Source organism: Streptomyces sp. NRRL F-5727, from assembly GCF_000719555.1.
Classification (GTDB): Bacteria; Actinomycetota; Actinomycetes; order Streptomycetales; family Streptomycetaceae; genus Streptomyces.
In genome coordinates this window covers 61,288-81,906 of record NZ_JOGX01000001.1, presented here as the reverse complement: position 1 = coordinate 81,906, position 20,619 = coordinate 61,288, and the positions used below count along the sequence as shown (strand labels likewise).

The 20,619-nt window shown below is 72.6% G+C and carries 25 protein-coding genes; 10 read left to right on the top strand and 15 right to left on the bottom strand.

Going from position 1 to position 20,619, the window contains the following annotated elements; genetic code table 11:
• Positions 1-59: 59 nt before the first annotated feature.
• Positions 60-431, bottom strand: a complete 372-nt coding sequence (locus tag IF73_RS0100465) for a hypothetical protein (protein ID WP_031002198.1) — start codon at positions 429-431, stop codon at positions 60-62.
• A gap of 319 nt (positions 432-750) precedes the next feature.
• On the opposite strand from IF73_RS0100465, the gene IF73_RS0100460 reads away from it, so the two are divergent.
• The 3 genes from IF73_RS0100460 to IF73_RS42815 are packed head-to-tail and all read left to right on the top strand — an operon-like array spanning position 751 to position 1,798.
• Entirely contained in the window at positions 751-990 is a 240-nt protein-coding gene (locus IF73_RS0100460) for a hypothetical protein (protein ID WP_031002197.1), read from the top strand.
• Positions 990-1,367: a hypothetical protein gene (locus IF73_RS0100455; RefSeq protein ID WP_031002195.1), complete on the top strand. Its 378-nt coding sequence runs from the start codon at positions 990-992 to the stop codon at positions 1,365-1,367. The genes IF73_RS0100460 and IF73_RS0100455 overlap by 1 nt, the downstream gene beginning before the upstream one ends.
• Positions 1,313-1,798 carry a TetR family transcriptional regulator C-terminal domain-containing protein gene (locus IF73_RS42815; RefSeq protein ID WP_420706529.1) on the top strand — a complete coding sequence of 162 codons (486 nt, stop codon included), beginning with the start codon at positions 1,313-1,315 and terminating at the stop codon, positions 1,796-1,798. The genes IF73_RS0100455 and IF73_RS42815 overlap by 55 nt, the downstream gene beginning before the upstream one ends.
• A gap of 87 nt (positions 1,799-1,885) precedes the next feature.
• On the opposite strand, the gene IF73_RS0100445 is transcribed toward IF73_RS42815, so the two are convergent.
• Complete coding sequence (locus tag IF73_RS0100445; RefSeq protein WP_031002191.1) at positions 1,886-2,731, bottom strand: alpha/beta fold hydrolase; 846 nt, start codon at positions 2,729-2,731, stop codon at positions 1,886-1,888.
• 495 nt (positions 2,732-3,226) lie between these two features.
• On the opposite strand from IF73_RS0100445, the gene IF73_RS0100440 reads away from it, so the two are divergent.
• The 3 genes from IF73_RS0100440 to IF73_RS0100430 all read left to right on the top strand — a co-directional run bounded on the left by IF73_RS0100440 (position 3,227) and on the right by IF73_RS0100430 (position 4,753).
• On the top strand, positions 3,227-3,439 hold the full coding sequence (locus IF73_RS0100440) for a hypothetical protein (protein ID WP_031002189.1): 213 nt from the start codon (positions 3,227-3,229) through the stop codon (positions 3,437-3,439).
• 179 nt (positions 3,440-3,618) lie between these two features.
• Complete coding sequence (locus IF73_RS0100435; RefSeq protein ID WP_031002187.1) at positions 3,619-4,185, top strand: GNAT family N-acetyltransferase; 567 nt, start codon at positions 3,619-3,621, stop codon at positions 4,183-4,185.
• 103 nt (positions 4,186-4,288) lie between these two features.
• Positions 4,289-4,753: a hypothetical protein gene (locus IF73_RS0100430; protein ID WP_031002185.1), complete on the top strand. Its 465-nt coding sequence runs from the start codon at positions 4,289-4,291 to the stop codon at positions 4,751-4,753.
• Between the two features lie 54 nt (positions 4,754-4,807).
• Here the strand turns inward: IF73_RS0100430 and IF73_RS0100425 are convergent, their stop codons facing one another.
• Complete coding sequence (locus tag IF73_RS0100425) at positions 4,808-5,242, bottom strand: MarR family winged helix-turn-helix transcriptional regulator (RefSeq protein ID WP_031002183.1); 435 nt, start codon at positions 5,240-5,242, stop codon at positions 4,808-4,810.
• A gap of 119 nt (positions 5,243-5,361) precedes the next feature.
• On the opposite strand from IF73_RS0100425, the gene IF73_RS0100420 reads away from it, so the two are divergent.
• Positions 5,362-6,489: an NADH:flavin oxidoreductase gene (locus tag IF73_RS0100420; RefSeq protein ID WP_031002181.1), complete on the top strand. Its 1,128-nt coding sequence runs from the start codon at positions 5,362-5,364 to the stop codon at positions 6,487-6,489.
• A gap of 13 nt (positions 6,490-6,502) precedes the next feature.
• Here the strand turns inward: IF73_RS0100420 and IF73_RS38480 are convergent, their stop codons facing one another.
• Together IF73_RS38480 and IF73_RS0100410 are read right to left on the bottom strand one after the other, a co-directional pair.
• A complete protein-coding gene (locus IF73_RS38480; RefSeq protein ID WP_051716443.1) occupies positions 6,503-7,981 on the bottom strand; it encodes a TerD family protein in 1,479 nt (492 codons plus the stop codon).
• Between the two features lie 70 nt (positions 7,982-8,051).
• Positions 8,052-9,080 carry an NAD(P)H-dependent oxidoreductase gene (locus IF73_RS0100410; RefSeq protein WP_031002176.1) on the bottom strand — a complete coding sequence of 343 codons (1,029 nt, stop codon included), beginning with the start codon at positions 9,078-9,080 and terminating at the stop codon, positions 8,052-8,054.
• A gap of 169 nt (positions 9,081-9,249) precedes the next feature.
• On the opposite strand from IF73_RS0100410, the gene sigJ reads away from it, so the two are divergent.
• Positions 9,250-10,206 (top strand): RNA polymerase sigma factor SigJ, encoded by a 957-nt coding sequence (gene sigJ, locus IF73_RS0100405; RefSeq protein ID WP_031002175.1) that lies wholly within the window; start codon positions 9,250-9,252, stop codon positions 10,204-10,206.
• 70 nt (positions 10,207-10,276) lie between these two features.
• Here sigJ and IF73_RS0100400 read toward each other — a convergent pair whose 3' ends face one another.
• The gene (locus IF73_RS0100400; protein WP_031002173.1) at positions 10,277-11,455 is read right to left on the bottom strand and encodes an alginate lyase family protein; all 1,179 of its coding nucleotides are present in this window, start codon (positions 11,453-11,455) and stop codon (positions 10,277-10,279) included.
• A 148-nt stretch (positions 11,456-11,603) separates the two neighbouring features.
• Positions 11,604-11,807, bottom strand: coding sequence for a hypothetical protein (locus IF73_RS0100395; protein ID WP_158821886.1), 204 nt, complete (start codon positions 11,805-11,807; stop codon positions 11,604-11,606).
• Positions 11,808-12,309: 502 nt separating this feature from the next.
• On the opposite strand from IF73_RS0100395, the gene IF73_RS0100390 reads away from it, so the two are divergent.
• Positions 12,310-13,092 carry a hypothetical protein gene (locus tag IF73_RS0100390; RefSeq protein ID WP_031002169.1) on the top strand — a complete coding sequence of 261 codons (783 nt, stop codon included), beginning with the start codon at positions 12,310-12,312 and terminating at the stop codon, positions 13,090-13,092.
• Positions 13,093-13,257: 165 nt separating this feature from the next.
• Here the strand turns inward: IF73_RS0100390 and IF73_RS37320 are convergent, their stop codons facing one another.
• From IF73_RS37320 to IF73_RS0100365, 5 genes are all read right to left on the bottom strand, one after another.
• On the bottom strand, positions 13,258-13,641 hold the full coding sequence (locus tag IF73_RS37320; protein WP_158821884.1) for a hypothetical protein: 384 nt from the start codon (positions 13,639-13,641) through the stop codon (positions 13,258-13,260).
• A gap of 129 nt (positions 13,642-13,770) precedes the next feature.
• Positions 13,771-14,574, bottom strand: a complete 804-nt coding sequence (locus tag IF73_RS0100380; protein WP_031002165.1) for a phosphatidate cytidylyltransferase — start codon at positions 14,572-14,574, stop codon at positions 13,771-13,773.
• Positions 14,571-16,334: a histidinol-phosphate aminotransferase family protein gene (locus IF73_RS0100375; protein WP_031002163.1), complete on the bottom strand. Its 1,764-nt coding sequence runs from the start codon at positions 16,332-16,334 to the stop codon at positions 14,571-14,573. Before IF73_RS0100375 ends, IF73_RS0100380 begins: the two co-directional genes overlap by 4 nt.
• A 194-nt stretch (positions 16,335-16,528) precedes the next feature.
• Positions 16,529-16,831: a hypothetical protein gene (locus IF73_RS40865; RefSeq protein ID WP_158821882.1), complete on the bottom strand. Its 303-nt coding sequence runs from the start codon at positions 16,829-16,831 to the stop codon at positions 16,529-16,531.
• 41 nt (positions 16,832-16,872) lie between these two features.
• Positions 16,873-17,238, bottom strand: a complete 366-nt coding sequence (locus IF73_RS0100365; RefSeq protein WP_031002162.1) for a DoxX family protein — start codon at positions 17,236-17,238, stop codon at positions 16,873-16,875.
• Positions 17,239-17,298: 60 nt separating this feature from the next.
• Here IF73_RS0100365 and IF73_RS0100360 point away from each other — a divergent pair, with 60 nt between their 5' ends.
• Complete coding sequence (locus tag IF73_RS0100360) at positions 17,299-18,180, top strand: LysR family transcriptional regulator (protein WP_031002160.1); 882 nt, start codon at positions 17,299-17,301, stop codon at positions 18,178-18,180.
• A gap of 48 nt (positions 18,181-18,228) precedes the next feature.
• Here the strand turns inward: IF73_RS0100360 and IF73_RS0100355 are convergent, their stop codons facing one another.
• The 3 genes from IF73_RS0100355 to IF73_RS37315 form a co-directional block, all read right to left on the bottom strand.
• Positions 18,229-19,224: an ArsR/SmtB family transcription factor gene (locus tag IF73_RS0100355; RefSeq protein ID WP_031002158.1), complete on the bottom strand. Its 996-nt coding sequence runs from the start codon at positions 19,222-19,224 to the stop codon at positions 18,229-18,231.
• Positions 19,225-19,467: 243 nt separating this feature from the next.
• A complete protein-coding gene (locus tag IF73_RS41350) occupies positions 19,468-19,623 on the bottom strand; it encodes a hypothetical protein (RefSeq protein ID WP_199806597.1) in 156 nt (51 codons plus the stop codon).
• Positions 19,624-19,625: 2 nt separating this feature from the next.
• Positions 19,626-20,591 (bottom strand): hypothetical protein, encoded by a 966-nt coding sequence (locus IF73_RS37315; RefSeq protein ID WP_037877909.1) that lies wholly within the window; start codon positions 20,589-20,591, stop codon positions 19,626-19,628.
• Between the last annotated feature and the right edge of the window lie 28 nt (positions 20,592-20,619).

The following is a 20,619-nucleotide window of genomic DNA, read 5'->3' as shown; positions in this document are numbered from 1 at the left end:
GACAGCCCCGGCGACGACCGAACCTCCCGCCTGCGGAGGGAGGTTCGGCACGCACACCGTCAGACCCGGGCCAGCGCGTCCTCGTCGAGCCCGTGGAGAACGAACCCGTTGTCGAACCGCACCTGGTAGCCGATCCGCGCGCCGGCCCCTCCGGAGTCGACCGCTCCCTGCCGGATGATCTGGTCACGGAGGTTCCCCAACAGCCCGGCCGCGTGGCCGTCGAACCGCTGGCCGCCGACGCGCCGGTCGAACTCGGCGAGCGCGTCCTGGGCCATCCCGCGCGGTTCCACCCGCGCCGAGCCCGTGACGACGCCCCGCAGCCCCTCGGCGAGGAACAGCGGACCGGGGGAGCCGACCCTCCCCGCCGTGTCGTTCCCGCCGACCTGGACATCCCTGACGAGCCTCACCTGCGCACCGACCTCGTACGGCATGGGCGCACCCCCCTCGTTCGATCGTGGTCGCCGCCAGCGTAATCGGAATGCCGGGAAAGGAGCGGCAGTTCTGCGAGCGGGGAGCCCCGGCCGGCGGAACCCTCGCCACAGCCGGGACCACCGGCGCCGTTCGGCGGTGGGACGTCGCCCCCCGCCGTACCGCCGGGCTTCTGCTGCGTCCGCCCTCCGTCACACCCCTCGGCCGTCCTCTCCGTCCCCACCGAGCAGCTCCCAGGGCGACGCCTCCCGGACCTCCCCGTCACCTTCCCGGGCAAGGACCCCCTTCCCTCGACTGGTAACACTCGTTACCATCGCGGGCATGGGAAAGACACAGCTGGGCGCCCGCGTCGACGACGACATCGCGGAGCTGGCCAGGGCCCGCGCAAAGGACCGTGGCCTGAGCCTCGGCGACTACATCGCCTCCCTCGTGCGGGACGACGCCGACGGCATGCGCCGGCGCGGTCTGGACGCGGCGCGCCGCTTCCTGGACGAGCACCAGGCCGTCTTCGACGAGGCGGAGGACGAGGCGCGGCGCTCCACGGGGCCGCAGGCCGCTTGATGGAACTCCACATCGACGTCCCCTGGATCCTCCAGGTCGCCGAACTCGCCGGCGCCGACGATCCGGCGCCCGAGGACTACGGAGTGCCGGTCGCGGCCGTCGCCTGCCACCGCGCCGAACTCCTGGACCATCCGGTCTACGACGGCGCCTACGCCCGCGCCGCCGCCCTCGTGCACATCCTCGGCCGCTGCCGCTGGCTGGACCGCTCCAACCTGGCGGTCGCGGCGGCGACCGGCGTCATGTACCTGGAAGCCTCCGGCATCAGACTGCGCCCCACCCGCGAGGACGCGATCGCCCTGCGCGACCTGCTGCGCGACCCCACCTGCGGCGCGGCGGCGATCGCCGCTCTCCTGCGCACCTGGTCACTGCGCGACTGAGGCGACCGCGGTCCGGAGAGGGACGAGGCCGGCCCGGTCCCCCCGCCTCGCCGGAGGCCCCGCAAGCGGCCGGCCCGGGCGCCGCTCGCCTGCTCCGCCTGTGCGACGCCTGGATCGACTACCTCCCACACGAGGGGACCGCCGGCGGCGGCTGCTTCCTCACCGCCGCGGCCCTGGAGTTCGACAACCGTCCCGGACCGGTCCGCGACGCCATCGCGGACACCGCCGACCGCTGGCTCGCCCAGATCGGACGCCTCGCCGCGGACGCCGTCGAGGCCGGGGACCTGCCCTCCGACACCGACCCGGCGCAGATCGCCTTCGAGCTCAACGGCATCGCCATGGCCGCCAGCCAGGCCATCCAACTCCAGCGCGACCCCGCCGCACCCCAGCGCGCCCGACGCGCCATGCGCCGGACCATCGGAGCCCCCTGACCCGACGACCAGGAAGCCGCCGGGCCCCGGGACGGGCGCGGCCCCCGGGTGACGAGTGGTCAGGCACCGGCGGCCGCACCCGGTCCGTCAGGAACGCGTGAAGGCCAGGAGGAGCGCGGCGGTCTGCTGCGGTTCCTCCAGGATCGGCGTGTGTCCGGCGCCGGGCAGCGACTCGATCTGCGCGCCAGGTACGACCTGGTAGTCGCCCGCGGACGAGGGGCGCCACCTGCGGTCCTGGTCGCCGAAGATCACCTGGAGCGGTTTGCCCACGGCCTTCAGACGGTCCGGGAGCGGCTGCCGGCTCACGTAGGCCATGGACGCCTGCATCGAGGCGGAGAGCGCGTGGAAGCTCATGCTCCGCAGCTCGTCGACGAGCCCCTGCGGGACCTCGTACCCCGCGCGGAAACCGGTGCTCGCGAACGCCCGGACCTGTTCGTCGGTGGGCGGCCACTGGGCGGGGTCCATCGGGGCGCCGCCCTTGTCGATGAAGGCGTCCATGCCGGGACCGGTGTTGATGAGCACCAACGCGTCCACCAGGTCGGGCCGTTGCTCGGCGAGAGCGGTGGCGGTGTACCCGCCGCTGGAATGGGCGACGGTCGTGACACGGGAGACGCCGAGCCGGTCCATCGCCGCGCTCACCGTGCGCGCCTGGGCGGACGTCTCGTAGCGGCGGTCCGCCGGTTCGGAGGAACGGCCGTGCCCCGGAAGATCGACCCGGATGACGCGGTGGGACGCGGTCAGCAGTGGCACGAGTGCGTCCCACGACCGGCTGGAGGTGGCGGATCCGTGGATGAGCAGGAGGGCGGGGGCGTCGTCAGGGCCGTCCTGGCGTACGTAGAGGTCGCCGTGGTCCAGAGGGAGGACCGCTTCCTGGGTGTCGATGTCGATGTCGAGATCGCTGTCCGGCTGCGGGTGCCTGTCGGGCGGGGTCATAAGGGGGGTCCTAACAAAGGGGTCGGATGGGTCGGTGGGCGTTGAAGCAGGTGGCGAGGCCGAGGAAGGCTTCGTGGCCGGAGCCACGGTCGGCCAGGAGCGTGTCCGGTCGCCGTGTGGGCCTTCCGGTCAGGCCGGCGACGGACGCGATCGCCGCGGGCAGGGGCCCCAGCCGGCTGACGAGCGGGATGCCCGGCCCGTCGACGAGGGCAGGGCGCGTGCTGCCCGGACGCGCGCGGTCGACCGGGCGGGGTCCGCTTCTGGGCCGCGTCGGGCGGCCCGGAGGTGATCACCTTCGCCACGAACGGACCAACGAGAGACCAAGCCGACAGTCACACCGTCAATGGCATGAATCGGGACGATACGTGAGCTGCTTGGCCGGTTCCCGTCCACGGCCTCGCCCGGGTCGACGTCCTGGCGGCGGGAATCGGCTGGAGTGTCAAGGCCGGCATCGGCCTGGCGTGCCCTGCCGGGGGCGGCGTCGTTGAGCCCGGCATGACGATCTCCACCTGCCGAGTCCTCGCCGCCGCCGCGGTCGCCGCCACCGCCGTCCTCGCCGCCGCCGGGGCGGCCGCGGCCGACAGTGTCGGCAACAACCTCCCCGGGGTCGGGCTCCTGTCCCAGACCTTCGGAAACGGCGACCAGCAGGACAAGGCCGCCGACGCCCTGCCCACCCACGACGCCCTGAACAACATCCGCGTTCCCTGACCGAAGTCACCACCACACCCCCAGCGGCGCATCCCGGCTCCGGCCTGTTGCCGACCCGAGCCGGGAGAGCCCCACGGCGCTGTGCGTTCGCGCTGAGGCGGTGGAGACTGTGGGGGCCCGCAGAGGTTCTGCGACGCGGCTGCGAAAGCGGCCTCCCCCTCGAAGGAGGAAGCGGAAGGATGCAGACGCCCCTCCATGTTCCTCGCATCCACGTGAACGACGGCCTTCTGTTGAGGCCCTGGCACATCGGCGACCTGCCGCTGGTGCGGGAGGCGGCCGGGGACGCCTACATTCCCCTCATCACCACCGTGCCCAGCTCCTACACGCACGACGAGGGCGTCGCGTTCATCTCCCGCCAGGAGGAACGGGCGCGCAGCCGCACGGGCTACCCGTTCGTCATGGCGGAGGTCGCGGGAGACCGGGGCCTCGGAACGATCGGCCTGTGGCCGAACGCCACCGACGAGGGCCGGGCAGCCGTGGGGTACTGGGTGGCGGGCTCCGCCCGCGGACGCGGCATCGCCGCCGCGGCCTTGCGCACCGTCAGCTCCTGGGCCTTGCGCGACCTCGGCTTCGAGCGACTGGAGCTGTACGTCGAGCCCTGGAACACCGCCTCGCGCAAGACCGCGGCGCAGGCCGGCTTCTCGTACGAAGGACTCCACCGCGGCTGGCAGTCGGTGGGCGGGGAGCGCCGGGACATGATGTCCTACGCCCGGCTCGCGACGGACCCGGCCGACACCGCCGACTGACCCTGCTGACGCGCCGTTCCGGGCAGGCACCGCCGCCTTGACCTCGACCAAACTCGAGGTTCTACGGTGATCGTGTTCCGTCGATCGCGAGGGGGAGAGGTGCATGAGCGTGACGCTCAGGGAGTACGCGGAGAAGGAAGTGGCTGCTCAGCCCATCGGGGCCTGGAGCGGCTTGGCGTATCGGCTGGTGGTCGGGGCCATCCGTGAGCAGTTGGCGGTGGAGGGCCTCACGCAGCCGCACTGGTGGACACTCAACCACGTCGCAGGGGAGCCGGGGAGGTGGAGCCGAGCGGCGCTGATCGAGCGGCTGGCGCGGTGGGACGACCTCGGGATCGACTTCGACGGTGTCTTCGACGACCTGGTCGGGCGCGGCTGGCTCAGCGAGGACGCCGGGCGCATGACGTTGACCGAGGCGGGGGAGGAGGGGCGGCTGCGGGCGCGGGAGCGCAACGCGCGTGTCCACCGGCAGGTGCACGAAGGCGTCGACACGGCCGACTTCGTGACCACGATCAACGTCCTGCGTCGCATGGTCGGCAACCTGGGCGGTGACGCCGACCTGCCCGCCTGACGTTGACACCGTGAGGCACGCCGTCCAGGGCGCGTCTTCGGCCCGCCGCCTCGGTCAGGTGGCGGGCTTCGTCAGGAAGACCCGTTCCAGCAGGACGCGCAGCTGGTCGCGGTCCCGGGCGTCGAGGCTTTCCAGGCCCGCCTGGGTGGTGCGCATCTTGGCGCGGATCGCGTCGGCGACGCGCTCCCCCTCGGGGGTGAGGATGACGTTCTTGACGCGGCGGTCGGAGGTGCCGGCCTCGCGGCGCGCCAGACCGCGCTTCTCCAGGCGGTCGACGATGCCGGTGATGTTGGAGGCGTCGCAGGTCATGGTCTCGGCCAGGGCGCGCATCGGGGCGGGTCCGCGGCGCAGCACGGCGAGGGCCTTGCCCTGGCTCGCCGTGAGGTTCTCGCTCGCCGCGGCGACCGTGAACTCGCCGTAGTACACCCCGAGGGAGACGGAGAGCAGCTCCATGAGCTGGGCCGTGTCGACGCGGGGAGCTTCGGTCATGAGGTCCACCCTACGCGGAGATACTTGACGACTTCAAATATCGACCTCTACCGTCCTCGCTATTGCATGAAGATCTCAACCATCAAGCTTGCCAAGCAGTAGCCATGAGGAGCGTTTCCGTGACCGTCACCGCGTCCCCCGCCTCCCGCGCGGCGGAGATCCTTTCCCGGCCTGTCGCGCTGAACGGGCTGACCGTCCCGAACCGCATCGCGATGGCGCCGATGACCCGCATGTTCTCCCCGGGCGGCGTCGCCGGCGAGGACGTGCGCTCGTACTACGCCCGCCGGGCCGCCGCCGGCGTCGGGCTGATCGTCACCGAGGGCACGTACGTCGGCCACGAGTCGGCCGGGCAGAGCGACCGCGTGCCCCGGTTCCACGGCGAGGAGCAGCTGGCCGGCTGGGCCAAGGTCGCCGAGGCCGTCCACGCGGAGGGCGGCACGATCGTGCCGCAGCTCTGGCACATCGGCATGGTGCGCAAGCAGGGCCAGGCGCCCTACCCCGAGGCCCCCGCCGTCGGGCCCTCCGGCATCCGCACCGACGGCACCGAGGGCACGGGCAAGGCCATGACCCAGCGCGACCTCGACGACGTCATCGGCGCCTTCGCCGAGGCCGCCGCGGCCGCCGAGCGCATCGGCTTCGACGGCGTCGAACTGCACGGAGCCCACGGCTACCTCCTCGACCAGTTCCTGTGGGCGGGCACGAACCGCCGCACCGACGCCTACGGCGGCGACCCCGTGGCCCGTACGAAGTTCGCCGCCGAGATCGTGGCCGCGGTGCGCGCGGCCGTCTCGCCCGAGTTCCCGGTCATCTTCCGCTACTCGCAGTGGAAGCAGGACGCCTACGACGCGCGGCTCGCCGAGACCCCGGAGGAGCTGGAGGCGATCCTGTCCCCGCTGGCCGCCGCCGGCGTCGACGTCTTCCACGCCTCCACCCGCCGCTACTGGATCCCCGAGTTCGAGGGCTCCGACCTGAACCTGGCCGGCTGGACCAAGAAGCTCACCGGCAGGCCCACGATCACCGTCGGCTCGGTCGGCCTCGACGGCGACTTCATCGGCGCCTTCATGGGAGAGGGCTCCCCGGTCAAGGGCATCGACGAACTCCTGGACCGCCTGGAGCGCGACGAGTTCGACATGGTCGCCGTCGGCCGCGCCCTGCTCCAGGACCCGGAGTGGGCGGCGAAGGTCCTGGCGGGCCGGTTCGACGAGCTGAAGCCGTACGACGCGGCCGCGGTGAAGACGCTGAGCTGAGCCCTTCGCGGCTTCAGGGGGTGGGCCGAACCTCCAGGGACCAGTCGCCTTCGGCGTCCGAGAGCCTCACCAGGACCGGACCCGCCGGCAGCGAAACCCGGTACTCCGTGCGCTTGTGGGTCTCGCTGACGAGCAGATCGGCGTCCCAGACACCGCGGGCGCGCGGCGTGTAGCAGCCGACCTCGAAGTAGGGGTGCTCGACCTCCGGGCGCAGCCTGGCGGACAGTTCGGCGGCGGGCCCCGTGTGGAGCAGTACGTCCCGCCCCCGGCCCGTCGCCCCGAGGCCGAGCTCCTCGACCACGCTCACCGGCCGGAACGTGAGCTTCCACGCACTGTCCCCGCCGTGCACACGCAGGCGCAACGGGCGGCTGTCGTTGTGCCGCACCAGGGTCCGCGTCCGGGAGTCCTCGAGGCGGGTGTGGGCGATCAGGTCGAGGCCCGGCTTGGTGTCGTCGACGGCCTCCACCATGAAGGAGCCGTCGCCCGACCGCTCCGTGTCGACCACGAAGAAGCCGGTCGGCAGCGGCTCGTCGACGATGAACTCGAGCGTGCCGCTGCCCTCCCGGACGAACTCCGGAAAGTCCTCACCGAAGAGCGCGGCGGCGGGGGACGGCTCCCTGTCCGCCCGGACCGGGGGCCGCGCCTTGGCCAGGTGGCGCGCAGAACCGCGTGCGGGCGACCGGGCCGGCGCCTTGGGTGTCCGGGGCTTGGACGCCTGGGCCGGCGGCTCGGGCGCCTGGGTCTCCGATGCCGGTGCGGGAGGCTCGGCTGCCTGGGTCTCCGATGCCGGAGCGGGCGGCTCGGGCGCCTCGGTCTCGGCGGGCGGGGCCGGAAGCCGTGCCGGGACGGCCGGCGGCTGGACGGGCCGTTCGGACACCGGGGCAGGGGCCTCGGACGCGGGGACCTTGGCCACGCCCGCGAGGAGCACGGGCCCGGGCCCGGAAACCGCCGCCGGGGGCCCGCCCGCGACACCGAAGTCCTTCGCCAGCCCGGCGAGCCCGGAGGCGTACCCCTGCCCCACCGCCCGGAACCGCCACCCGCCGTCGCGCCGGTAGAACTCGCCGAGGACGAACGCCGTCTCCGTCGTCGCGCCCTCGATCTCGTACAGCGCGAACTGCTCCCCGGTACCGGCGCCGACGGCCTGCACGGACAGCCCGGGCACCTGCCCGAACGTCCCCTCGTCGACGGCGGCGGCGATCACGATCCGCTGGACGCCGGGATCCATGCGCGCGGTGTCGATCTCCAGCCAGTCGGCGACGCGCCGCCTTCCTTCGCTCCGTACCTGCCCGATGAGCCGCACCGCCCCGGAGGCGTGCGCGCGCCGGTCGCGGAAGAGGAGGTCGCCGTCGTCCGTGACGCGGCCCGCCGCGTCCAGGAGCAGCGCGGCGGCCTCGACCTCCGGTACCCCGCTGCCGGAGGCCCCGCGGACGACCGTGACCTTCCACCCCTGCCCGGGGGCCGGCAGGTTTCCCCCCTTGATGATCTGTGTCACCGCGTCATGTTGACACGCGCCTCTCGGGGAAGTCGACCGTCAGGTCGCGGCCGCTACAGGGGCGCTGGTGTCAGGGTTCGAGGTCGACCACGCCCCTGCCGCCCAGGATGTCCAGCGGGACGGAGACCTGGTCGTGCGTGATCAGCCACGCGCCGTCGGTCTTCCGGAAGCAGAAGGTGACCCGGACCCAGAATCCGTCCACCGCGGTTCCGTCGGCCAGCGTGCCGCGGAGGCGGCCGAAGCCGTGCGTGAACGCCAGGTCCTCGCCGACCGTGGGAACCAGGTCGCGCACCTCGTAGGTCACGTCCTGGAAGTGCGTGAAGACGTTCGCCCAGTTCTTGAGTTTCGCGTCGATCCCGACGTGCTGGAGCGGCGGATCGATGTCGAAGGAGACGACGTCCGTCGAGTAGACCCGCCTCAGCCTGTCGAGGTCCTTGGCCTGGATCGCGTCGACGATTCCGTCGATGTGGCGGCGGATCGCGGCTTCGTCCGTCTCGCGGTCCTCGGCGCCGTCCGTCTCGAGGTCCGCCTCGCGCCGCACGGGCGCCGCGGTCGCACGGCCCTCCGCGCACCGGGCGACGACGTGGTCCAGCAGCGTGTCGAGGGCGTCGGAGTGGTGGGCGCCCGGCTTGAGCACCGCCTGGTCCTCGAAGTCGGTGTGCAGGGACAGCGAGACCTGCGGAGTCACCGTACCCATCTGGAGGAGTTCGCACAGGGTCCGCAGCTGCCGGGCCGCGAGGACGCCGCCGCGGGCTCCGTAGGACACGAACCCGACGGCCTTGTGGGTCCACTCCGCGTACAGGTAGTCGATGGCGTTCTTGAGCACGGCGGGGGCGGACGCGTTGTACTCGGGGGTGATCATGACGAATCCGTCGAAGCGGGCGACGGTGGCGGCCCACGCGCGGGTGTGCTCGTGCTGGTACCGCCCGGTGAGCGCGGGCAGCGGTTCGTCCAGGTGCGGCAGCGGGTGGTCGAGCAGGTCGATCACCTCGAACACGGCGTCGCCGCGGCCGGCCGCCCGGTCGTGGACCCAGCGGGCGACCTGCTCGCCCTTGCGGCCGGGACGGGTGCTGCCGACGAGTATGCCGATCCTGGTCATCACGGTCTCCTGAGGTGTGCCACCCGGTCTCTCCCGGGCCGGTGGTGTCTGTGGCCGGTATGACGACACGACCCCGCGGAACGTCAGGGACAGCCGGGAACCTGACAATCGGACGTGCTGTCTCGTCGGACCGGCGAGGGACGATCCGACACCAGGGAGCCACCGGACCATGACCGACCACACGACGCCACGGCACGACGAGTCCGACGCGGGCCTGGACGCCGTCATCAGCGAGCGACGGCGGCTGATCGGCCTCGCGTACCGGCTCCTCGGTTCCCTCGCCGAGGCCGAGGACGCCGTCCAGGAGACGTACACCCGCTGGTACGCCATGTCCCGGCGGCAGCAGGACGCCATCGCGTCCCCCGGCGCCTGGCTGACGACCGTCGCCACCCGTGTCTGCCTGGACCTGCTCGGCTCGGCGCGGGTGCGGCGGGAGCGCTACGTGGGCGAATGGATCCCCGAGCCGCTGCCCGGGCGAACCGACTGGATCGGCGGGCGCCCGGGAACCACCGTGACCGGCTCCGCGGACCCGGCCGACCGGGTCACGCTCGACGAGTCGGTCACCATGGCGTTCCTCGTCGTGCTCGAATCCATGACCCCGGCCCAGCGCGTCGCGCTCGTCCTGCACGACGTCTTCGGCTACCCGTTCGCCGAGATCGCCGACATGACCGGCCGCACCCCGGCGGCCTGCCGCGAACTGGCCTCCTCCGCCCGGCGCCGCGCCCGCGCCGCCCTTCCCCCCGAGACCCCCGCGGCCCACCAGGCGCGGCTCGTCCGGGAGTTCAAGCAGGCATGGGAGGCCCGGAACATCACCGCCCTCGTTGGCCTCCTGGCCCCCGGCGCCACCCTGACGGCGGACGGCGGCGGCATGGTCCCCGCCGTGCTCCACCCGATCGCGGGCGGCGAAGGGATCGCCCACTACCTCACCGATCTCGCCGTCAGGGCGGACGGCAGCCTCAGGCTCCTGGAGCGCCCGGTCAACGGCAGGCCGGGGCTGGTGATCGAGCACGCGGGCGTCACCGTCGCGGTGTACGCGTTCGACGTCGCGGACGACCGGATCACGCAGATCTGGGTGATGCGCAACCCGGACAAACTCCGGCCGTGGACGGCCGACTCGCACCGGTGATCACTCACCGGACGGACGACCCCGATCGCGTGAGCCGTCACCAACCCCGTCCCTATCCCCGTGACGCGTCTCAGGCCGGGTTGTCCCCGTGGGTGAGGGTCTCCCAGGCGACGAAGAGGTTGTTGGTGCCGGCCGGGCGGTTGCGCCTGGTCAGCGTCTCGGTGTTGGTCATGGCGAAGCCGAGACGGTTGTGCATGGCGTTGTAGCCGACCTCCGTCACGGGGCCGAGACCCAGGTGGAGGGAGCCGCCGCACAACCAGCTCGGCACGGCCGTGCCCAGTTCGTACTTCGACTGGAACCCGAGCGCCTGGCGCAGCCGTTCGCCGACGTCCGTGCCGTACAGGTCCTGGCCCTGGATCCGGCTGGTCTCGGCGACGTGGGCCATGGCGGAGATGCCGTAGCCGGTGTGGGTGAAGTCGCGGCAGGTCTCCTGGGTCAGGCCGGTGACGAAGGTCGACTGGCCCTGCCAGTAGGCGACGATCTTCGCGCGGGTGTCGAGGTTCTGGCTCGGCACCGTCTTCGGCAGCTCGCCGTCGGAGGCCAGGTAGACGTAGGCGGCGGCGCGCGTACGGAACTTCGCCATGGCCTTGTCGTACGACGCCCTGTCCTCCAGGAAGACGGAGATGCCGACGGCCGCCTCCATCATCGACAGCTCCCAGTTGCCGTTGGAATGCGAGCCGTTGATGATCTCCGGGAGGTAGACGTCGCGGAGCATCGTCGCGAACCGGCCCGAGTTCGACCAGCCGCCCGTGTACGTGTGCTTGATGATCTCGGCGGCCTTGGGCCAGGAGGAGCCGGCCCAGCCGGTCTGGAGCGGTGCGTTGCTGTTGGTGTGGTCGGTGATGACCGCGGACCAGGCGTCCATCAGCTGGATCGACTTCTGCGCGTAGCGCGCGTCCCTGGTGACGTACCAGGCGAGGGCGTTGGTGTACGCGGCGATCGCGTCCTCGCGCTCGTCGGTGCAGCCGTAGTTGGGCTGGGAGTACGAGCCGCACTCCACGACGGCACGCGGCTTCGGCACGCGGTTCGGGTCGGCGTACCGGCTCGCCATCATCTGGTCGTACGCGCCCTTCCAGGGCTGGGCGCCGGCGAGGACCTTGGAGCGAGCGAAGTCCAACTGGCCCTGGGAGACGGTGACTCCGGGGTGGGTGAAGACGGCGGGGGCGGCTTCGGCGTGGGGTGCGGACGGCCAGGCGAGGGTACCGGCGACGAGGGCGGCGACGGCCGCGAGAAGTGCGGTTCTGCGCATGGGTGGGGGGCCTTCCGTTCTCGGCTGAACGTGAAACGCCTTGAGGGGCAGGCGTGTTGAGCTGAGACCGTAGGTCTGGACCACTCTTCCGTCAAGGTGTGAAGGAAGGGCGGGCGGGGTGCCGCCACGGTCGGCGACCGGTGCCCCCTCACACTCTGTGCCGGTCCAGCAGCCCTGCGAGCTGCGCGTCGATCGCCCGGTCGGCTGCGCCCGCCAGGGCCGCCTGCGGCGTGAGGTCGGCCGACGGGCGGCCGTTGCCGTGATCGGGGACGGAGACGCCGACGGCGGGGGCCGCCCATGGCGCGGCTCCCCACCTCTCGAAGCGTCGCTCGCGGCCTCCAGGGGCGAGCACCCTGCACCGCACCGCCGCGCACCCCTGCCGACCGGTCGCGCTCGCGCCCCTCGTACCGGCGCAGCGCCTCGACACCGCGTCGCGGCTCACCGCTTCGGGCGACCGCCAGGACGGCCATCGCCTGCGGCGTACGACCCGGCGGCCTTCCGCGCTCAGACGAATCGTTCACCTGCACCATGTTGCCGCGGCCGTCGCGCAGGCCGAAGGCCACGCCTTCAGGCGGGGTGGCAGATGAGGGTGCAGGCGATGGCGGTGAAGGCCAGGAGTTGTTCGGCCCCTGTGCTAGGGCAGGCAATCGGATGCTGTACACCGACGTCTACGACATCATGGCGCGGGCAGGCGAGGGCCAGGCGAGACATCGACGGGAGGATGAGTGTGCTCGTCCGGGGCGCCCGCGAGATGCCGAGGTCCGAGGACGACGTAGCCCCGTCGAGCCCGCAGCGGCATCGCTGGGGGCGGCTTAACTCCGCCGCGGGGCAAGCCGATTCGGCATGATGTGCAGGTGACCGCGTTCAGACAGTACTTCGAGGACAACCCCGATGTCTTCGCCGCCTTGGTCGCCGCCGTCGCCATCCTCGGCGGCCTCCTGGGCAGCGTCATCGGCGCCAGGATCCAGGCGAACGGCGGCCGGGACCAGGCGGCGGCGGCCCGGGAGGCCGCCCGGATCGCGGCCGAGGCGCAGCGGGTGGCTGCCTTGTGGAACGTACGGCAGGCGCAGATTGCCGAGTTCGTCCGGAGCGCCCGCGAATTGACGGCGGTTTGTGAGGGGATGTATCGGAGCGACGATGACGCCGAGAGCCGGCGCGCTCGCGTGGATGCCGCCTCCAGAGAGATGGTCTTGCGGGAAGCGGAGATCCGACTGGTCGCCCCCGCGAAGGTTGCGGATGCGGCGTCCGAGGTGACCAGGGCGACAAAGAAGGCCTGCCTGGGCGCGATGCGTTGGGGCCCGCTCGCCGGTGGCCGGGTCGCGCTGAAGCGCCTCTGCAACAGTGAAGACGATGCGGTCCGACACGAAGCCCGGGCAGCCATGAGAGTGCTCGACGACGAGAGTTCGAGCCGGACGGCACGGAGGCAGGCGCTGTCGGCTGTGGAAGGTCTCTCCGGAGAGCACGTTCGTCGGCTGAGCGAGCCGCCCACGAAGCCCACACAGCGCATCGTCGAAGGCATGCGTGCGCATCAGCGCGAGGTCGACAGCAAGATGACCAAGCTCTTCAACGCTGCCCGCGAGATGCTGCGGTCCGAGGACGACGTCGCCCCGGCGGCGCCGGAGCAGCGCCGCCGATGATGGCGGGCGGCGTGAGGATCCGAGGCCAGAGCGTCACGAGACGATGAAACCGCTGTGGCTCACCGTTCGGCGGGCTGTATGCATCTTCACCGCAGGATCCGCCCGGAGTGCCGGCGGCGCCGCCGAATCCGGCCGCGACGCCGCCGGCACCATGCCGGTGCAAGATCACTCAGGGGACGGCCGTGAGGCACCCTCCCCGCGGCCCGGGGGAAACTCGTTGCCGTCGAGGTCGGAGACGGTCGCGAACCAGGACGTGGCCCAGACGGTGAGGCAGTCGGTCTCGCGGATCGTCTCGAACGGGTGATCGTTCCATGTCCCGTACGAGGTGACGTAGACGGATTCCCCGGGCTCCAGCCAGTAGTCCTGGCCGAACGGTTCGAGCCATAGCTGCAGGTGGTCCTTGCCGCCGTTCTGCACGAGGAGCGGGACCGGGTTGCCCAGCTGCTTGATCGCCTCGAAGCCGAGGTCCCCGGCCTCGGGCATGTTCGCCTTCAACGGCTCGATGATCCGGTCGATGTCCGCCCGCCGAACCGATTCCTGTCCATCCACGTGGTCATTGTGCCTTCGGCCCGCAGCCGAGAACAGGCCCGTCACCTTCACCAGAACGTGAGGAAGTTGCCCGCACAGCGGACTCGACGAGGAGACACGACTGGCCGGTCGACCACGACACCCCCCGGCTCACTCCAGCACCAACAACACCGCCAGCGCGACGAGGAGCGAGTCGATGCGGTCGAGGAGGCCGCCGGAGCCGGGTAGCCACCGGGCGGCGTCCTTGGCGCGGGCGCCGCGCTTGACCATCGACTCCAGCAGGTCGCCGAGCGGACCGCCGACCGCCACGGCGACGGCGGTCTGCCAGGTCAGGGAGGACAGGACGGCCAGTGTGACGAGACCGGCCGCCGCCCCGGCCAGCGTGCCGCTCCAGCGCTTGGCGGGCGACAGCGGCGAGAGCCGGGGGCCGCCGAGACGGCGGCCCGCCGCGTACGCGACGATGTCGGCGATCGACACGGCCACGAACAGCACGAGGCCGAGGGCGCCGGACGGTACGAGACCGGCCAGGACGCCCAGCCACACGAGCCCCAGCAGGCCCGCCCCCAGGCGGCGGAGCCCATGCTCCGCGTCCCCCGAGAGCAACGGCACCGCGGCGATCGCGAGCGCCCCGACCGCGGCCACCCGGAGCACTTCCCCGGGCTCGAGCCACGCGGTCAGGACCAGCCCGACGACCGCCGCGCCCAGCACTGCCCGGTCCAGCGGGCCCAGCCGGAGCAGCCCTCCGAACTCCGCCACCGAGACCACACCGACCACCGCCGCGAGTACCGCGATCCCCGGCGGCCCGAACCAGAACGCCGCCGTCACCAGGGGCACTCCGAGCGCCCACACGCACCAGCGGACCACCAGCTCACGGCGCCGGCTCGCCGCCACCGCGACGCCACCGACCGCCAGTGCCCCGCCGAGGTACGGCACGAGAGCGGCGACCGTCGTCACCGGGAGGCCCGACCCGGCGCGCCCGACACCATCGCGGCGGGCGCGCGCAGAGCTTCCAGGGCGCTCCGGCACGCGGCCACGATCCTCGCGTTCTCCCTCGTGTCGCGGACGGCGATCCGGACGGTCCGCCCCTCGTACGCCGGGGACATCGGCGACAGGTCACGCAGGAACACGTCGTGCTCCCGGCACGCGCGCACCAGCTCCGCCGCGCTCGGCCCGACCGGCGGCAGCGTCACCGTGAGGAAGTTCGCCGCCCCCTCGTCGACCGAGGAGAAACCGTCCAGGTTCCGGAGGACGTCGGCCAGTTCGCGGCGCAGCTCGTGCGTGCGGGCCCAGCACTCGGCGTAGTACGCGGGATCGCGCAGCGCCGCGACGGCAGCCAGCTGGGCCGGCAGGCTCACCGGCCACGGGGGCGTCCAACGCCGCAGCTCCCTCGCCGTCTCCGGACCGGTCACCAGGTACGCGGCCCGCATCCCCGACAGCGCGTACATCTTGGACAGCGACGTGCAGACCACGACCCGCGCGTCCACCGACGCGAGCTGCGCGAGCGAGTCCGCCGGATCGACGTAGCCCAGGTACGCCTCGTCGATCCACCACCGCGTGCGCTGGGGCGAGGCGTCGATCACGGCGCGCAGCGCGTCGGCCGGGGCGTGACGGCCGGTCGGGTTGTTCGGGTTGACCACCACCACGAGGTCGTACCGTCCGTCACCCGTCGCGGCGGCGAGCCGGGCCGGGTCGAGCAGCCAGCCGTCCTCCCGGCTCAGCTGGAGCCGGTCGACCCGGCAGCCGACCACCCGCTCGGTGACGTGCGCGTACTCCCCATAGCTGGGATCGAGCAGCAGCACCCGGCTTCCCGGCGTCAGCCACCGGCCGAACGCCCGGAAGATCAGATCGGACGAGCCCGCCCCGACGACCAGCGACTCCACCGGCAGCCCGCGGACCCGAGCGATCTCCGCGAGCAGTCCCTCCGCGCCCGTCGGCGGCGAGGTCCGGGCGGCCCACCCCGGATCCTCCGCGAGGACCGCGCGGACCTCGGGGGACGGCGGGAACCAGGCGTCCAGCACGTCCGCCGCCACCACCTCGTGACGTCGGGTCAGCGTCCGGAAGTCGGTGCCGATCGCGGAGAAGAACGCCCCGCCGTGCTCACAGCCGTCCGCACGCGGAGCGAAGGGCACGTCGAGCCGCCAGTCGAGGCCCGTCCGCAACCGCTCCAGGGTCCGGCCGTGGCGCTCCGCGACCGTCCTCGTCAGCTCGGCCACGGAACCGCTGAGTACCTCGAACGACACCGCGCCCGCGCGGATCGTGCGCCCCACCGGCCGCAGCCCGGCGGCGAGGTACATGTCCAGCAGCTCCGTCCGCCCCATCGCCACCACCCGGCGGCCGCCCCGCGCCGCGGCCCAGCGCAGCGCCGCGTACATGAGGAGCGGCGCCGCCGCCGTGGACCGCCACCTCTCCTCGACGGTCAGGACGCGGATCTCGAACGGCGCCTCCTCGGCCAGGACCGGCAACTCCTCGCGCGTCAGGTACTTGTCGAGGGAGTAGCGGCCCACCCACGGAGGCGTGAGGCTGACGAAACCGATCCGCGTCTCGCCACGCGCGGCCACCAGATACACGTTGTCACCGTCGAGCCCGTCCCTCAGCCGGCCCGAGGGATCCACCGGGTGCTGACCGAGCTCCTCCGCGTACACCCGGTGACGCAGTTCGTGGATCCAGTCGAGATCCCCAGGCGTGGCAGTGCGCAGCTGCAGGGCATGGTCCATACGTGTGTCCCCCTGAGACGGTCCGGCGTTCGCGCCCCAGCATGGAGGAGCAGGGCAGGCGGCACCTGAGTACGCGTACTCAGCCGGACGCCGGGGGAGTTGCGCGCGGTCGACCCCCAGGCCGGGGCCGGGGGCGAACCCCCGGCCGGCGCCGGTCGGCTGCCCGTCGGCGGGCGCGGAGGCAGCCCTCGTCGTCAACGGCGGAAGTCCGCCCGGTGCTCCTGCAGGAAGGCGTGCAGCGTACGGGGCGGGCGGCCCAGGAGGTCCGCGACCGTGCCGGTGGGACGTTCGGGGCGGGCCTTGGCCAGTTGCTGGATCTCGGTGACGTGGTCGGCGAGCCAGTCGGGCATCCCGGCGTGGCGGACCAGGCTCTCTCGCAGCTCCTGCGTGGCCAGGTCGACGTACCGGACCCGAGTACCCGTCAGCGCGGTCAGCCGGACGGAGAGTTCGGGGTGGCGATTCCGACGGGGGCAAGATCTGCTGTGGCATGACGCCATCCTGCCCCACGCTCTCGAACCGGCAGCTTCGACCGGCTCCGTCAGGAGGACGTCGTCAAGGCCAGCGTGGCGGCCGCGGTGGCGAGGAAGAATGAGGGGAACGCGAGGTTGTGGAGCACACGGGCGCGTACGTGGAAGCCGACGGCGCCCAGATAGAGCAGCGTGAGGCCGAGGGCCGCGGCGGCGCCGACCGGGCGCAGTGCGGTGTCGCAGAGGCCGAGGAGGAGGCCCGCTGCGCCGGCCAGCTTGAGGGCGGCCAGCCGGGGCAGCCAGGATCGGGGGACACCCACCTCCGCCGAGTTGGCCAGCACGAAGCGTGCCCCCGCGAGGTCGGCGGTGGCGATGCCGACGTTGACGGCGGCGGTGAACAGGGTGACGACGAGCGGCGTGAGCTGGGTGGCGGTCATGCCTTCAGGGTCCGCGGGCGCCTCGGCATCGTCCAATACCTGCTTCTATAACCTGGCGGCATGGATGTCGACATGCGCATGCTCCGGTACTTCGTCGCCGTGGCGGAGGAGGGCAGCCTGACCGGGGCCGCGGCGAGGCTGTTCGTCTCGCAGCCCGCGCTGACCAAGCGGATCCGGCGGCTGGAGGAGGATCTCGGTGTACGGCTCTTCACGCGTTCGCGGACGGGGATGGCGCTGACCGAGGCCGGCCGGGAGCTCGCCGCTCGGGTTCCTACGCTGCTGGATGCCTGGGACGAGGCCGTTCGGGCGACCGGCCGGGCGGCACGGGTGTTGCGCCTGGGCTTCCTGGACGCGGGCGCGGTGGGTGCCGTCCCCGAGGCCATCGCCGAGTTCCGCCGGACCCGGCCGGGGTGGCGGGTGGAACTGCGGCAGTGCGACTGGTCGGACCCGAGCGGCGGGCTGGCCCGGGACGAGGTGGACGCGGCAGTGGTGCGCCTGCCGTTCCCGGGCCAGAAGCGGTGGGCGGTGCGGGAGTTGTTCACGGAGGAACGCGGCGTGTTGCTGCCGGCCTCGCATCCGCTGGCGGAGAGCCGGACGGTGGATTTCAAGGACTTGGTGAACGAGCCGTTCGTCGCGGCCGACGGGGAGACCGGAGCCTGGCGGGAACACTGGCTGGCCGTCGAGGAACGGGACGGACACCCCGTCCGGGTCGGCGCCGTCACCAGCCGACCCGACGAGTGGCTCGGAGCGGTCGCAGGCGGCTGCGTCGCCCTGGCGCCGGCGTCGGCGGCGCGCTTCTACTCCCACCCGGGCGTCGTGTTCCGCCCTGTCCGCGGGATCCTACCGAGCCGGGTGGTACTGGCCTGGCCTCGCCGCCAGACGCCGACGCCGGCCCTGGACGAGCTGCTGGCGGCCGTCGTGCGGCGCGTGAGCGGCAGTTGACGCCCGACGCGGTGGTGCAGCACGCGGCCCCGGAGGGCAGATGCGTGGTCAGGCCGAGCCCGGCGCCTCCGACGCCGCCAGCAGTTCGGAGGCCAGGGGGGTACGCCGGTGGAGGACCCAGCGTCCCGAGCGGCGGGAGGTGACCAGGCGGGTGCGGCGCAGCACCGCCAGATGCTGGCTGACGGCGGCCGCGCTCACCCCGAGGTACGCGGCCAGCTGGCTCGTCGACACCGGCAGGTCCAGGTGCGCGAGGAGCGCCGCCCGGTTGCGGCCGAGCAGTTCGCCCAGGGGCTCGCGGTCGGACTGCGGCGTGCCCTCCCACAGGGTGCCGATGCCACGGGGCGAGTACGTGAGGGTGGGCTGGTACGGCTCGTTGTGCAGCACCAGCAGTTTCGGCCAGGCGAAGGAGCACGGCACCAGCACCAGCCCCGTCCCGCACGCGTCGCGGGTCGCCGTGTGCAGGGGCTTGTCGATGCGCAGCAGTCCGTTGGCGAACTCCGCCTCCTGGTGCAGGTCCGCGAAGACGGCGGCCAGGCCGCCCTTCGTCAGCTGCTGTGACCGGTGCTCCAGATCGGCGTCGTGCAGGGCGCGCAGCCGGGGCCAGACGGGCTCGACGGCGGCCGCCCAGTACGCCCGCATGGTCGCCGTCAGCCGCCCGAGTTCGCGTGCGGGACGCTCGTACAGCGGCCGGAGCTCCGGGGGCAGCAGGCCGCCGCGGTCGGCCCGCAGCTCGTCGAGCGAGCGTACGACCTCCTCCGGCGCCGTCGCCTCGATCGCGTCGAGTTCGTCGGTGAGCGCCCCGGTGAGCCGGTCCGGCGGCGGGGCGAGGAAGTCGGGCAGGAAGCGCGGCCCGCGGGCGAGCGCGAGCAGCACGTCCAGGTCCAGCCCGGCCACCCGGGGCAGCGCCATGGACACCCACGGCCGGTGCACGACCGAGCTGCGGGTTCCCGCCAACACGGGGACGCTGTGGATCAGCTCCTCGAGCGGCGACCGGGCGAAGCGGATGCGGGCAAGGTCGTCGGCGCCCAGCCGTATCTCGATCACCGCCGGAGCATAGCGCCGCCGGACCGGTGGGTTAAGCGGTGACGAAAGCGTGGAACGGCGCCCCGGCCCCGGGCCAGTCTCTGCCCGACGGCCCGGCCCCAGCGGCCCGGCTTCAAGGTGCCGGCACCCAGCAGGCCGGCCCCAGCAGCCCGGCCGCACGCAGCTCCCTCGGGGGAGGGCTGTGCGCGGCCGGGCCGGCCTCACCGGCTGGGCGGCCGTCTGCCGACGGGCCTGAAACCTTCCTCAGTCCTCCGCGCGGGAGGTCTGCCCGGTGCGGGCCAGGTGCTCGCGCAGCGCCGCGTTCTCGGCTTCCAGGAGGGCGATGCGCTTGCGGGCGAAGTACAGCTCCATGACGGCGTCCTGGAACTCCGACACGAGCTGCTCAGGGGTGAGTTCCATGGTCAGGCCGATCCGATCTCGGTCACGGTGCCCGACGGGCCGCGCCACTTGAGGGCGCCGCCCTCGGCGTAGAGGACGCCGCCGTTCGTCGGATCGGCTGTCGGGACGGTGGTGGCGTTGCGGATGCCGATGACGCCGTCACCTCCGCCGTACGACTCTCCGCTCGTGACGCCGAACATGGCGTTGTGGGCGGCGAGCGCACCGCTGTTGAGGACCCGCAGCTTCGCCGTGCCGGTCCGGTCCCGGATCTCGATCAGCCGGCTGTTGGCGTCCTCGTTGGCCTGCATCAGCAGACCGATCAGGGAGGTCCGCTGGGCGATCTCCACCCGGCCGCGCGGCGTCGCGCCGATCGCGAGGCCGATGCCCACCGCGCCGGACCCCTTCACCACGAAGTCGTCCACGCCGTTGTTCCGCAGCGTGATCAGGTTGCCCTTGGTGGGTCCGGTGGACTGGGTGACGTAGATGCCCTGGGCTGCGGTGCCGCCCGAGGCGTCGGTGACGCCGTCCGTGTCCAGGTAGACGGAGATCGCGGCGGCTCCCGCGTCCGAGGCGTCCGCGTGGCCCCGGTGCAGGATCTTGAGCGTGCCTCGGCTCCTCTCCGTCCCGGAGAGGTACATCGCCGAGTCCTCTGGATTGTCGGAGACGACGTTCAGCGCGACTCCGTTGCCGCCCGTGCCCGCCTGATGGACGGTCAGGGCGTGGAGCTTCGCCGTCGTCGCCGTGGACACGGTCCTGAACGACGAGGTGGTCCCGCCGTCGGTGCGGAAGTTACGGGCGTACACCTCACCGGGGTACGTCACGTCCCCCTCGGCCGGCCCGGCTTCCGCGGCCTGCCCGGCTTGCTCAGCCTGCCCGCCTTGCCCGGTCTTCTCGGCCTGCCCGGCCGCCGAAGCGGTCCCCGATCCGGCGGCGACCGTCACGGCCCCCGCGGTGAACGCCCCCAGGAACAGCCTTCGCGTACTGGTCACTCTCAACTCCTCTTCCCACCCTGGTCGG

Excerpts from the sequence above, each read along its gene's own strand:
- IF73_RS0100375 (WP_031002163.1), bottom strand. The coding sequence starts at position 16,334 with ATGGACCATGCCCTGCAGCTGCGCACTGCCACGCCTGGGGATCTCGAC.
- IF73_RS0100365 (WP_031002162.1), bottom strand. The coding sequence starts at position 17,238 with ATGACCGCCACCCAGCTCACGCCGCTCGTCGTCACCCTGTTCACCGCC.
- IF73_RS41350 (WP_199806597.1), bottom strand. The coding sequence starts at position 19,623 with ATGGAACTCACCCCTGAGCAGCTCGTGTCGGAGTTCCAGGACGCCGTC.
- IF73_RS0100460 (WP_031002197.1), top strand. The coding sequence starts at position 751 with ATGGGAAAGACACAGCTGGGCGCCCGCGTCGACGACGACATCGCGGAG.
- IF73_RS0100445 (WP_031002191.1), bottom strand. The coding sequence starts at position 2,731 with ATGACCCCGCCCGACAGGCACCCGCAGCCGGACAGCGATCTCGACATC.
- IF73_RS0100465 (WP_031002198.1), bottom strand. The coding sequence starts at position 431 with ATGCCGTACGAGGTCGGTGCGCAGGTGAGGCTCGTCAGGGATGTCCAG.
- sigJ (WP_031002175.1), top strand. The coding sequence starts at position 9,250 with ATGACCGACCACACGACGCCACGGCACGACGAGTCCGACGCGGGCCTG.
- IF73_RS0100430 (WP_031002185.1), top strand. The coding sequence starts at position 4,289 with ATGAGCGTGACGCTCAGGGAGTACGCGGAGAAGGAAGTGGCTGCTCAG.
- IF73_RS0100400 (WP_031002173.1), bottom strand. The coding sequence starts at position 11,455 with ATGCGCAGAACCGCACTTCTCGCGGCCGTCGCCGCCCTCGTCGCCGGT.
- IF73_RS40865 (WP_158821882.1), bottom strand. The coding sequence starts at position 16,831 with ATGGCGTCATGCCACAGCAGATCTTGCCCCCGTCGGAATCGCCACCCC.
- IF73_RS0100425 (WP_031002183.1), bottom strand. The coding sequence starts at position 5,242 with ATGACCGAAGCTCCCCGCGTCGACACGGCCCAGCTCATGGAGCTGCTC.
- IF73_RS0100360 (WP_031002160.1), top strand. The coding sequence starts at position 17,299 with ATGGATGTCGACATGCGCATGCTCCGGTACTTCGTCGCCGTGGCGGAG.
- IF73_RS0100455 (WP_031002195.1), top strand. The coding sequence starts at position 990 with ATGGAACTCCACATCGACGTCCCCTGGATCCTCCAGGTCGCCGAACTC.
- IF73_RS0100435 (WP_031002187.1), top strand. The coding sequence starts at position 3,619 with ATGCAGACGCCCCTCCATGTTCCTCGCATCCACGTGAACGACGGCCTT.
- IF73_RS0100410 (WP_031002176.1), bottom strand. The coding sequence starts at position 9,080 with ATGACCAGGATCGGCATACTCGTCGGCAGCACCCGTCCCGGCCGCAAG.
- IF73_RS0100440 (WP_031002189.1), top strand. The coding sequence starts at position 3,227 with ATGACGATCTCCACCTGCCGAGTCCTCGCCGCCGCCGCGGTCGCCGCC.